The sequence below is a fragment of the Corallococcus llansteffanensis genome (genome assembly GCF_003612055.1).
GTDB lineage: Bacteria > Myxococcota > Myxococcia > Myxococcales > Myxococcaceae > Corallococcus > Corallococcus llansteffanensis.
In genome coordinates this window covers 1-11,731 of sequence record NZ_RAWB01000314.1, presented here as the reverse complement: position 1 = coordinate 11,731, position 11,731 = coordinate 1, and the positions used below count along the sequence as shown (strand labels likewise).

Here is an 11,731-nt window from a genome sequence, read left to right as displayed (position 1 = left end):
GCCTCCCCCTGCGGCCCCAGCTTCGTGTAGCGCTCGAAGCGCCGGCTCTGGTTGAAGCCGTAGGTGATCCACCCGAACCAGTCGCGCCCCAGCGGCCGGCGCGCCATCAGCTCCACGCCATACGTGTACCCGCGCCCCTGGACCTGCGCGTCCTCCAGGCCGCGGCGGCGCACGTTGCTGACCACGTCCTCGAAGTTGAACTCCAGCGTGCGCAGCAGGGGGTTGAAGTACGCCTCAGCGGTCAGCTCCAGCTCCGGCCGGGGCCGCCACTCCGCGCCCGCTGACAGCTGCACCGCGCGTTGCAGGCCGCGCTCCAGCGCGAGCATCTCCCCCGCGGGCACCGGCAGCAGCACCGTGGCGGGCTGGTGGTAGAGCCCCGCGCCGGCCTTGAGGGTGAGCGCGTCCGTGAGCGCGCGGCGCACCGCGAGCCGGGGCTCCACCGCGACGAAGGTGTCGAGTCCGAAGCCGTGGTAGCTGTCCACGCGCAGGCCCGGCACCACCGTCCAGCGCTCCCAGGGTCGGAGCGTGAGCTGCGTGCCCACGCCCGCGAAGGTGGCGAGGAGGCCCGGACGGCTGAAGGCATCCTTGCCGTCGACGGGGCCCACGGGGCGCATGACGCCCGTGGCCACCACGTCCGCGCTCCGGCGCTCGACCTGGCTGAAGACCTCCAGGCCCACCGTGGAGGAGAGCTCGCGCGTGAAGCCCGCGCGCGCGCTCACGCTGCCCTGGCGCAGCTCGTAGCTGCCGGGGTTGTCCGCGCCCAGGGCGACGTTGATGCCGAGCCGGTCATACCCGAGCGTCAGGCCCACCTCCGCCTCACCGCCTGCGAGCGGATGGCGGCCGCGCAGGTCCACCCGGTGGAAGAGCAGCCCCACGCCGCCGACGTCCTGCTCGGGGATGCGCGGGGAGAGGCCCACCGCGTCCGATGTGCCCAGCGCGAGCAGCCGCACCCGGCCTTCGCCCACGCGTTGATCCACGCGGGCCTGGTAGTCCCAGTAGTCCGCATACACCTTGGGCTCGCCCGTGTCCTCATAGGTCACCCCTCCGTAGGTGGTGGAGGAAGGGGCGTGGATGCTGTTGGCCACGCGGGTGACGAGCAGCCCGGTGTAGCTGATGCGTCCCGCGGCCGTGACGGTGGTGCCCGTCTCCGGCAGGGGCACCTCCAGGAAGACGCCGCTGTTGATGAGGTCGACGTAGGCACTGCCACGCACGCCGTCCTCGCGCGGCCGGCTCACGTGCGCGTCCACCGCTCCGCCCAACAGCGAGCCGTAGCGCGCCGAGGGCACCCCCACCTGGAAGTCGAGCGTGTCGATGAAGTCCGGATGGACGACCGCGTTGCCCACGAGCAGGTGGTAGAGGAAGGGCACGCGCACGCCGTCCACGAAGAAGGCGCTCGCGGAGGGCTGCACGCCCCGCACCACGGGATAGGAGAGGCCCGAGGCCAGCGTCGTCACGCCGGGCATCAGCATGATGACGCGGAACGGGTCGCCCATGGTGCCGGGGACTTCACGCAGCTCCTGCTCGTGGAGCGTCACGCGGGAGACCTCGGTGCGGGGCCTGTCGCCGCGCACGACCGTCTCGTAGGGGTTCACGGACAGGGGGGCCAGCGCGTACAGCACCTCCAGTTGCTGGCGCGCCTCCAGGGTCTCCTGGAGCTGGAGCGCCTGGTGGCCGGGCGCGGAGACCTTCAACTGGGAAGCGCCAGGAGGAAGCTCCAGGCGGAAGCGGCCCTGCGCGTCCGTCTCCGCCGTGGCGTCTCCGGCCTGCACGGTGGCACCCGCGAGCGGCTTGCGGGTGCCCTTCTGGCGCACCCGTCCGGTGAGCTGCGCGCGTGGAATGGGCGAAGCGGGAGGCTCGAAGCGATAGGTGAAGGGCAGGCGCACCGCGACGGGGGTGCCGCTGGAGGTCGCGGGGTGGAAGCGCAGCCGCCGGGCCGCGTCCAGGGCGGCCGCGACGAACGCGGGCTGCGCCTCCGGGGGGACGGGAACGGCGGCCGTGACGTCGCCGGCCTCGTTCACGGTGAGCTCCAGCGAAACCACCACGGGTGCGGTGAACGGGACGCCCTCCGGCACGAGCGCGGGGGCATCCTCGCGCAGCGTGGGGGGCAGCAGGGAGGCCGTGCCGGGCACCTGGGCGTCCGCGGGCGCGGGGACCTCGGGGCCTTCAGAGCCGGGTGAGGCCGGGACCTCCGTGGACGCGGGCTGTCGGAGCCCGGCCGCCTGGACGGGGGCAACGCCAAGCGCGAGGACGAGGAAGAAGGTGTTGGAGCGCGTCATCGTTCCGAGGAGGTGGAGGTGCGCATATGACGCCGGGGCCACGCCTGTTGATCAAAACATTTCGAGCTGACCTGGGGGGCGTGACAGCGCTTCTGGGGGCCAGAAAGCCGCCGTCTCGAAGCCATGAGGGTCGGGGGAACTTCTCGTGCCGTGCGCTGTCTGAAGCCCCGCACCGTGACACCCAGACGGGGATGACATGCAATTGCGACACGTGGCCTGGCTCCTGCTGGCCCTCTGGGGCTGTACGACAAGCCCCACGACTGCGACGCGCCCCTCCGGAAGCCCGAAGGCGGAGCGGCTGCTCACGAACACCCTCCACGAGCTGGAGCGCGCCCCCGTCGGCCCGAGCACTCCGCGACAGCAGCGGGTGCTGCGGGCCGCGCTTGAAGCCGTCCGGGCTCCAGGCGGGTAGCGGCCTCGCGCTCACGAGCGGGCCTCTCGCGTGGCGTCATTCCGGTCCTGACGCCCCCTCCCCTGCCTCCAGGCCGTCCGGCACTGCCGGCCCTCATCGCACGGGAGAGGGCACATGGCCGTCCTGAACCGCGGGCCGCGGCAGGCATTGCGTTGCCCACGAGGCTCATGGCCCCTGCATGGAGCCCTGAGGTCTGGGATGCAAGTACAACAAACCCATGCGCATCCCTCCGGGTGTCGCACACGCGTGGTGCTCGCGGTATCGTCGCGCGATGTCTGATCTATTCGCCGTCCGCGTCCTCGAAGTCTCCCGTCAGGCGGCCCGCCTGTTTGTGACCTCCGTGCACCCCGACTCCGGTCCACCCGCGCCGCGAGCGGTGTTCGCATTGATGTTGCTGAACGACCCGATCTCGAATTCGGGGGACGCCGCGTTCAGCAAGCACCGCCATCTCGATGGCTCGGCGCTCGCGCAGGCGATGGACCAGCACAGTTGCTTCGATAGCGAGTGGATGAATGCGAACGCGCAGGCGTTCGTGGCGAAGGTGAAGCAGTCCGGCCGCGTGCTCGAGATTGAGCCGACGCACCCGGCGTGGATCGAGCACCTGCGCAAGGGCATGGCGTGGCGGACGACCGCCTACGACGCCGGACCGGGCCTGCCCGCCGCACCACGGGCGCCTGCGCCGAGGGGCGCGCCGTCCCGGCACTCGCAGGACCCGGCGGCCGGGTTTCGCGTCGGCCGGCCACACCACCCCAATGACAACATCTCCGGCGCGTTCATCGCCCTGTACGGCCCGAATAGGTACGTCGCGGATCCGGAGCTCACCGACCCCGCCGCCATGAAGGATGCGGCGGGGAAGATGCTGGGTCAGCCGCTGCTGCTCGTGCCGAAGCGCGGGCCGAAGCAGGTCGGCACGCTCGTCCTGGCGACCCCGAAGCAAGCGCTCCTCTACCAGGAGGCGGCGGACTGGCACGGCTCACAGGTGGTCGACTTCGACGACCTGAAGTCACTCGGCCGCGCGTGGCTCTTGCAGGACGACGCGGCCACGGCGAGCGAGCCGACAGCGAAGACAGGGAGCGGAGGAGCGAAGAAAGCGCCGAGCAAGAACGGAGCGCGGAAAGCAGCGAAGAAGGCGGGAAGCAAAGGCGGAGCGAAGAAGGCGGCAAAGAAGGCGGCGGCGAAGGTGGGAAGCAAGGCCGGAGCGAAGAAGGCCGCGAAGGTGGGGAGCAAGGCCGGAGCAAAGAAGGCCGCGACGGCGGGAAGCAAGGCCGGAGCGAAGGAGGCCGCGAAGGTGGGGAGCAAGGCCGGAGCAAAGAAGGCCGCGAAAGGTGGGAAGCGACGGGTCTGAGGAAAGGAAGGATGGAAGGCCTGCAGCTTCGGCTCGGACATGCCCAGCGCCCCCTTGGGATGAGCGTAACTGCTCGCCGGGCCCCGTCGTGACGAGAGGGGCCGCGACGTGAGACCTCCGGGTCAAAAACCTGGAGGTGCACGTGGAGAAGGAGTTGGAGCAGTTCCGGCAGGAGGTGGAGAGGCTGAGGGCCGGGCGCAAAGCAGGCTCGGGCCCATTCCTGGAGCCGCTGCGCGCGTTCGCGGTGCGCTACCTGGCGCATGCCCTGGAGAAGGGCGACACGCTGAAGGCGGTGGTGGAGAGGCTGGGGGTGTCGGAGCCGACGTTGCAGGCGTGGAGGCGGGGGCAGACGCCCGGCGGCAAGAAGACGCAGAGCAGTGAGCAGGGGGCCGCGCCGCTCAAGCCCGTGGTGGTGCACCCGCCGAAGCAGCACGCGCCCTCGCCAGTGGCGACTACCTTCGCAGTAGTGTCACCGCAGGGCTGGCGCGTGGAGGGACTGGGCCTGGAGGAAGCGGCGCAGTTGCTGCGGAGGCTGGCGTGCTGACGCTCACGCGGGCGGTGCGCGTGTACGCCTGTGCGGCGCCCCTGGACATGCGCAAGGGCTTCGACGGGCTGAGCGCCCTGGTGGAGCAGCAGTTGGGCGGACAGCTTCTCAAGGGCGACGTCTTCCTCCTCGTCGGGCGGTGCCGTCGCCGCGCCAAGGTGCTGTACTTCGACGGCACGGGGCTTTTGCTGCTCACCAAACGCCTCTTCAAGGGACGCTTCGCCAGGCCCTGGGTACAGGCGGGTGCGCTGAGCGTGGAGCTGACGGTGGCCGAGTTGTCGCTGTTTCTGGAGGGCTGCGAGCTGGCCGGGCGCTGGAAGCTATCGCCTCCCGCCTTCGAGGAGAAAGAGCTTGCGGTGGCGCCCGCCGTTTAGCACTACCGCGGAAGTGTGGTGCGCATCGAGCATGTGACAGACTTGGAAACGGCGAAGCAGATGGCCGCGCTGCTCGAGGCGGAGAATGCGCGCCTGCACCAGCGGCTGGAATTGCTGGTGCAGGAGAATGCCAGGCTCAAGGGTGAGGATGCCCAGGCGCGACTGCAACTGGAGCTCACCCAGCTTGCGGAGCAACTGGCGCTCATGCAGCAGCGCCTCTTCGGCGCCTCCAGCGAGAAGCGAAAGCCAGCAGTGGAAGCGACACCGCCGGCGAGCGCACGCAAGCAGCGCGGGCACGGGCCGCGTGCCCAGCCGCAGCTGCCCGTGCAGGAGGTGGTGCTGCCCCTGGACGAGGCCGACAAGGTGTGCGGCCTGTGCGGCGGTGCGTTGAAGGAGTGGGCGGGACAGACGGAGGACAGCCAGGAGGTGAGCGTGGTGGAGCGCCACTTCGTCCTCAAGCACTACCGTCGGCAGAAGTATCGCTGCCCCTGCGGGTGTGCGCCCGTCACCGCGCCGGCCCCGCCGCGCCTCATTGGTGGATGGCTACGCCGCCTACCAGACGGTGACGAAGCCTGGAGCGGATGGGCCAGCCTCCTGCTCCCTGGTGTTTTGCTGGGCCCACGTGCGACGCAAATTCGTGGAGGCCGAGAGAGTGGCCCCCGTGTGCGCCGAGGTGCTGTCGCTCATTGGCCAGCTGTATGCCCTTGAGGCCGACCTACCACAACCGCACGTACTGCAGGGGGAGCAACAGGCCGCGGCACTGGCGCAACGGCTCGCGGTGCGACAGGAGAAGTCCGCTCCGCTGGTGGCTGCCATCCGCGAGTGGGCGCTGGCCCAGCGCTCGCTGCCAGGCAGTGCTCTGCGCAAGGCGCTCGAGTACATGCTGGAGCTGTGGAGTGGGCTGACCGTCTTCCTCTCCAACCCATGGGTGCCGCTGGACAACAACCTGGTGGAGCGGCAGCTGCGCGACATGGTGGTGGGCCGCAAGAATCACTACGGCTCCAAGTCGCTGCGCGGCACCGAGGTGGCGGCCCTCTTCTACTCGCTGATTGAGACGGCCCGCCTGCGCGGTGAGGACCCGGGGCGCTACCTGCTGCACGCTGCGCTCGCCGCCATCGAGACTCCCGGCACCGTCACGCTCCCGTCCAGCTCCGACTGACACCACCGCGCCCATCGAAGCCGGGCGGGGGCTCATCCACGCCCCGTCCAGATGGGGCGCGGCGAGCTGTTACCCATGGGCTTCCCTGGTGGTCTCCGCATTCCTGTAGTTGAGTCAGTCCATGCGAAAACTCCTCCTCCTCTGCTTGCCGCTGGTCGCCTGTGTGACGACGAAGTCCGTCCCGGTCCCGGCTTCTGCCGACTCCAGCGCGTTGCATCAGGTGAAGCGGGTGAAGGTGGCCGAGGGGGTCGAGCTCGAGCTGCTCGACTTCGGAGGCCAGGGACCCGCGCTCGTCTTCCTGTCGGGCCTGGGCAACACGGGCCACGTGTTCGACACCTTCGCGCCGGAGTTCACCGCGGCCCATCACGTCTACGCCGTCACCCGCCGGGGGTTTGGCTCGTCGAACTGGCCCGAGCAGGGCTACGACACCGCCACCCTGGGCGAGGACGTCGTCCGGGTGCTGGAGGGGCTGGGAATCGCGAAGGCGTCATTCGTGGGCCACTCCGCCGCCGGGCCAGAGCTCACCTGGGTGGCAACCCATCACCCGGAGCGCGTGGAGAAGGTGGTCTACCTGGACGTGAAGACCAACGGTGACCTGCTGGCGGAGCTCCTTTCGGTCCTGCCCATGCCTCCTCCGAGCGAGGCCGCTCCCGAGGACGTGGCCTCACGCGCCGCGGTCGCCGCCGCGCTCGCGCGTGACGTCGGAGGAGCGTTCCCCGCGCACGAGATCGACGAGGCGAACGAGTTCGATCCGAAGACCGGGCACTACCTGCGTGCCCGCAGGTGGCCGCACGCGGAGGAGCGGGTGATGAAGGGTTTCTCGAAGGTGGACTTCGCGGCCGTGACGGCGGCCGTGCTCTTCCTCTACGTGGATCAGCCTCGGTTCGGGCGGCCGGAGGACCTCCCAGGCTTCTCCCAAATGGACCTTCCCGTGCAGGAGAAGTTGAGGAACCTGAGGGCCAGGGCGCTCCAGCGGGACGCCGAAATGCTGAGCGTGATGAGCATGCCGAACTGGAAGGGCATCAAGCTCGAGCACGCGCAGCACTACGTCTGGCTCACCAACCATGACGAGGTGCTGCGCGAGATGAAGACCTTCCTCGAGACATTTTGAAAGGGCGGCGAAGGCGCGCTGGATGAGCGCATCTCCTGTTTCCACACTTCGAGCAAGCGAACACGTCCAGCGCTTTCCGTCCTGCGTAGCAGCCTGGCGAGAGTCCAATCGTGGTGTGCGCTCCTTCTTCGGCTCCTCCCTCGTCGCGGCAAAGGACGGGCTCTCTTCCTCCGGCTCCGGCCTCGCCCCTGCTTGGGGGAAATGGCTCGCCTGCGCGGTGAAGACCCGGGATGCTACCTGCTGCGCGCCGCCCTTGCCGCCATCGAGAATCCCGGTACCGTCACGCTCCCGGCCAGCTCCGACTGACGCCACCGCGCCGTGCTTCAATGCCCGGCGGGCTCATCCTCGCCCCGTCCAGACGGGGCGCGGCGAGCTGTTACGGATGAGCTTGTGACAGTGGCCCGGTGACAGCGCCGGAGGGCGGCGGTGTTCCACCTGCCGTCCGGCACTGCCGGCCCTCATCACACTGGAGATGGAACATGGCTGTCCTGAACCGCGGTCTGCGGCTGGGCATGGCGCTGCTCACGAGCGTCATGGCCCCCGCATGCGGCCCCGAGACCTCCCTCGACAACTCCCTGGAAGTGAGCGAGCTGGAGGCGGGCGCGCTGGGACTGGAAGCGGGCCCGCGGCTGCCTCCGCTCAATCGCGAGGCCCTGCGCCAGGCCATCGAGGGCGTGCCGGATGCGCAGGTGACGGGCGCCCAGGTGCGGATCAGCGGCGCGGATGGGCGCTGGCTGGGCACGTCCGGGGTGGCGGACATCCGGACCGGAGCCCCGGTGCGCACGGACGCGCGCTTCCGCATCGGCAGCATGACCAAGACCTTCACGGCCACGGTCGTGCTCCAGCTCGCCGCGGAGCGCCGGCTGGACCTGGACCGGCCCGTCCAGGACTACCTGCCGCGCCTCCTGCCCGCCGGTGTCTACGCCCCCGTCACCGTGCGACAGTTGCTCAACCACACGCACGGCCTGCCCGGCGTGCCGGTGCCGCAGAAGGACCCCGCGTGGTTCTTCGAGAACCGGTTCCGCCGCTACAGCCCCCGGGAGCTTCTCGCGCTGACGCTTCCCGCGGGACCCCGGTTCCAACCGGGCGATGCTCAGGACTACGGGAACGTCGGCTACATCGTCGCCGGGCTGCTCATCGAACAGGTGACGGGCCGGCCCTACGGGGAGGCGGTAAGGGATCGCATCCTGCGCCCGCTGCACCTGCGCGACACCTTCGTGCCCGGCAACGAGGTCTCCATTCCGGGCCCGCATACCCGTGGCTACGAGTCCGTCGAGCCGACAGACACGGGCTGCCCGTCCGGAGCCACCGCCTACGGCACGCTGTGCCTCGTGGACGTCACCGACACCAGCCAGTCCGTCCCCTGGGCCGCGGGAGAGATGATCTCCACCACGGCCGACCTGGATCGCTTCCTCGTCGCGCTCTTCCAGGGCCGACTGGTGCCGCGCGCGCAGTTGGAGGAGATGTTCACCGTCCCGGACGTGCCCTCCGTGGATGGCGGTCGCGCCACCTACAGCGCGGGGCTCAACCGCATCGACGTCAACGGGCTCACCCTGTGGGGCAAGAGCGGCGACCGGCACGGCTACAACAACGGGATGGGCGCCACGCGCGACCTGCGCCGGCGCCTCATCTACTCGGTCAACACGCTCCACATGGGGCAACAGCCGCCCGCCATCACCGCGCGCATCGTCGCGGCCGCCCTGGGCGTGCCCTCCGCGCGGTAACGGAGGGCGCGCGGACGATCAGGGCGCGGGGAGCTGGGGTTGGACCGGCAGGGCCCGGTCGGCCGTCATCCCATCGCCCAGCTGGCCATCGGCATTGTTCCCCCATGTCCGCACCGTGCCGTCGGCGAGCAGGGCCAGCGAGTGGGTGTCGCCCGCGGCCACGGCGGCGGCGGGGGCGGAGCCTGAGACCCGCGTGGGCACGGAGCGCGGGAGGCTCGTCTCATCACCGAGCTGACCCCAGGCATTGTCCCCCCAACTGCTCGGGGCACCGCCATCGGACACGGCCAGCGCGTGGTGGTCTCCCGCGGCGATGGCGGTGACGCCACTCAGCCCCGACACCCGCATGGGGTCGGCGTGGTGGGAGGTCGTCCCATCGCCCAGCTTGCCGTTGTGATTGCCGCCCCAGGTCCAGACGGTGCCATCGCTGACAACGGCCATCGAAAGGGCGTCGCCCGCGGCCACGGCCGTGACACCGGTCAACCCCGGCACCTTCACCGGAGAGGGATGGTCGAGGCTCGACCACCGATCGCCGAGCTCGCCCTGGGAGTTGCGCCCCCAGGCCCAGACGGTGCCATCGCCGTGCAGGGCCAGCGAGTGGTTTTCGCCCGCGGCCACGGCGACCACACCGGTCAGCCCCGGCACCTGGACGGGCGTGCCACGCTCGGTGGTCGTCCCATCGCCCAGCTGGCCGGACAAGTTGGCCCCCCAGGTCCAGACCGTGCCGTCCTCGCGCACGGCCAGCGAGTGGTCGCGGCCCGCGGCGATGGCGGTGACGCCGCTCAGCCCCGGCACCTGCAGCGGGCTGGCGCTTTCCCTCCCTCCACCCAGCTGGCCTGAGGAGTTGCGCCCCCAGGCCCAGACGGTGCCGTCCTCGCGCAAGGCCAGCGAGTGGAGGTCGCCCGCGGCGATGGTCGTGACGCCGCTCAGCCCCGGCACCTGCGTGGCGGAGGGGTGGCGGGTGGTCGTCCCATCCCCGAGCTGGCCTGCGAAGTTGGCCCCCCAGGCCCAGACGGTGCCGCCCCGGCGCAAGGCCAGGGAGTGGTCGCGGCCCGCGGCGATGGCGGTGGCGCCCGCCAGGCCGGACACCTGCACGGGTGCCTGACGGCGCGCGGGCACACCGATACCCAGCTGCCCATCGGTGTTGCGGCCCCAGGTCCGCGGCGTACCGTCGCCGAGCATGGCCAGCGAGTGGTTGTCACCCGCGTCCACGGCGACGACGCCGCTCAGCCCCGGCACCCGCACGGGGACGTGACGGGGAAGGCCCGTCCCATCGCCCATCTGGCCGAAGGAGTTGTCTCCCCAGGCCCAGACGGTGCCGTCCTCGCGCAGGGCCAGCGAATGATTTTCGCCCGTGGCGACGCGAGTGATGCCGGTCAGTCCATGGACCTGCACGGGATCGGAGCGACTGAAGAGCGTCCCATCGCCAAGCTCGCCGCGGCTGTTGCTGCCCCAGGCCAGGACGGAGCCGTCGCCGGAAACGGCCAGTGCGTGGGAGGTGCCCACGGCCACGGCGATGACGTGGCGCAACCCGGGCACCTGGGCGGGAGTGTGGGGTGACTCCTCGCCGGGCACACCGGAGCTGATGCCCCCCCAGCTCCAGACGGTGCCATCGCCGCGCACGGCCAGCGAGCGGGTTGCACCCGCGGCGATGCGGGTGACGCCGCTCAGCCCACGCACCTGCAGCGGAACGGGGCGATCCGTGGTCGTCCCGTCCCCCAGCTGGCCGTTGTAATTGCCACCCCAGGTCCAGACCGTGCCGTCGTCACGCAACGCCACCGAATGGACGTTCCCCACGGCCACGGCGAGGACGCCGCTCAGCCCCGGCACCTGCACGGGGGTGCGGTGGAGGAGGGTCGTCCCATCGCCCAGCTGGCCGTAGGAGTTGTTCCCCCAGGCCCAGACGGTGCCGTCCTCGCGCAGGGCCAGCGAGTGGGAGGAGCCCGCGGCCGTGTCGAGGACGCGGAGCAACCCGGGCACCCGCATGGGGGTGTCGCGCCGGGCCGGGTCTTCAACGCCCAACTGCCCCAGGGAGTTGTCACCCCAGGCCAGGAGGGTCCCGTCGCGTCCCACCGCCAGCGAGTGGCGGTAGCCCCCCGCGACCGTGGGACCCGGACAGGCCCGCGCGGAAAGGTAGAAGGCCCGGGAGATGGCGGGGTCCCTGTCGTTCGTGACGGTGACGGTGAGCGTGATCCGGGTGCCCGCGGGAGCGCACCTCGGGGCCGCCCACAACACGTCACTCGTCGTGGAGGTGCTCGTCGGGCTTCCGAGGATGCCTGTGCTGGCCTCCCAGGTGAACCGGAGCGGGAGCGCGTCCGCGTCCCGCGCGGTGACGTGCAGGGTGACCATCTCCTCGGGCGTCGCGTTGGTCGTTGACTGGGTCGCCTCTTCGAGGGTGGGTCCCTTGGGGCCGGTGCCACAGCGGGCAGGACCGCGTTGGCAGTCCGAGTCGCCGCAGCCGAGGCCCAGGACGAACAGCATGGCCGCCAGGACGAGATTCAATGTGAGACCGCTCCGCATGTGGCTCCCCCCAGGTGAGTCTTTGCGAAGCCCTGCTGCAAGGGCATCCGCGTTGGCCGCGCTTCTACCTGAAGTCCAGCTGGGATTGCACTCATGCAGGTGGGGCGCGGATGCCCAGGGCCCCCGTGACGCTTAACCCCATTTAATCGCGCTTAACCCCAGGCCCCCCGGACCCGTTGGTAGACCGGGGCTTCCAGCGTGAATGGCGCATGCAGAGGGGGAAGTGCTTCATGAGAATCCAATTCCACGGTCCCGCGCAGTCCCGTCAC

9 protein-coding genes and 1 pseudogene are annotated in these 11,731 nt (G+C 70.6%); 8 read left to right on the top strand and 2 right to left on the bottom strand.

What is annotated here, in order from left to right; genetic code table 11:
* Window positions 1-2,318: TonB-dependent receptor (locus tag D7V93_RS26150; RefSeq protein ID WP_147451327.1), on the bottom strand; the 2,318-nt coding region annotated here is incomplete at its 3' end.
* Between the two features lie 154 nt (window positions 2,319-2,472).
* Between D7V93_RS26150 and D7V93_RS44515 the strand changes: the two genes are divergently transcribed.
* From D7V93_RS44515 to D7V93_RS26115, 8 genes and pseudogenes are all read left to right on the top strand, one after another.
* The gene (locus tag D7V93_RS44515) at window positions 2,473-2,688 is read left to right on the top strand and encodes a hypothetical protein (RefSeq protein WP_147451326.1); all 216 of its coding nucleotides are present in this window, start codon (window positions 2,473-2,475) and stop codon (window positions 2,686-2,688) included.
* A gap of 388 nt (window positions 2,689-3,076) precedes the next feature.
* A complete protein-coding gene (locus tag D7V93_RS26145; protein WP_147451325.1) occupies window positions 3,077-4,033 on the top strand; it encodes a hypothetical protein in 957 nt (318 codons plus the stop codon).
* Between the two features lie 142 nt (window positions 4,034-4,175).
* A complete protein-coding gene (locus tag D7V93_RS26140) occupies window positions 4,176-4,577 on the top strand; it encodes a hypothetical protein (protein ID WP_120645986.1) in 402 nt (133 codons plus the stop codon).
* Window positions 4,571-4,951 (top strand): IS66 family insertion sequence element accessory protein TnpB, encoded by a 381-nt coding sequence (gene tnpB, locus D7V93_RS26135; protein WP_120645985.1) that lies wholly within the window; start codon window positions 4,571-4,573, stop codon window positions 4,949-4,951. Before D7V93_RS26140 ends, tnpB begins: the two co-directional genes overlap by 7 nt.
* 60 nt (window positions 4,952-5,011) lie before the next feature.
* Window positions 5,012-5,431, top strand: a pseudogene (locus D7V93_RS47865) (hypothetical protein); the annotation flags it as partial.
* 16 nt (window positions 5,432-5,447) lie between these two features.
* The gene (locus D7V93_RS26125) at window positions 5,448-6,110 is read left to right on the top strand and encodes an IS66 family transposase (protein WP_341870965.1); all 663 of its coding nucleotides are present in this window, start codon (window positions 5,448-5,450) and stop codon (window positions 6,108-6,110) included.
* A gap of 121 nt (window positions 6,111-6,231) precedes the next feature.
* Complete coding sequence (locus D7V93_RS26120; protein WP_244237516.1) at window positions 6,232-7,221, top strand: alpha/beta fold hydrolase; 990 nt, start codon at window positions 6,232-6,234, stop codon at window positions 7,219-7,221.
* A 479-nt stretch (window positions 7,222-7,700) separates the two neighbouring features.
* A complete protein-coding gene (locus D7V93_RS26115; protein ID WP_120645982.1) occupies window positions 7,701-8,945 on the top strand; it encodes a serine hydrolase domain-containing protein in 1,245 nt (414 codons plus the stop codon).
* A gap of 18 nt (window positions 8,946-8,963) precedes the next feature.
* Here the strand turns inward: D7V93_RS26115 and D7V93_RS26110 are convergent, their stop codons facing one another.
* Window positions 8,964-11,462, bottom strand: a complete 2,499-nt coding sequence (locus D7V93_RS26110) for an RCC1 domain-containing protein (protein ID WP_120645981.1) — start codon at window positions 11,460-11,462, stop codon at window positions 8,964-8,966.
* Between the last annotated feature and the right edge of the window lie 269 nt (window positions 11,463-11,731).

Coding starts and splice junctions, on each gene's coding strand:
- D7V93_RS26115 (WP_120645982.1), top strand. CDS start 7,701: ATGGCTGTCCTGAACCGCGGTCTGCGGCTGGGCATGGCGCTGCTCACG.
- D7V93_RS26120 (WP_244237516.1), top strand. CDS start 6,232: ATGCGAAAACTCCTCCTCCTCTGCTTGCCGCTGGTCGCCTGTGTGACG.
- D7V93_RS44515 (WP_147451326.1), top strand. CDS start 2,473: ATGCAATTGCGACACGTGGCCTGGCTCCTGCTGGCCCTCTGGGGCTGT.
- D7V93_RS26110 (WP_120645981.1), bottom strand. CDS start 11,462: ATGCGGAGCGGTCTCACATTGAATCTCGTCCTGGCGGCCATGCTGTTC.
- D7V93_RS26145 (WP_147451325.1), top strand. CDS start 3,077: ATGTTGCTGAACGACCCGATCTCGAATTCGGGGGACGCCGCGTTCAGC.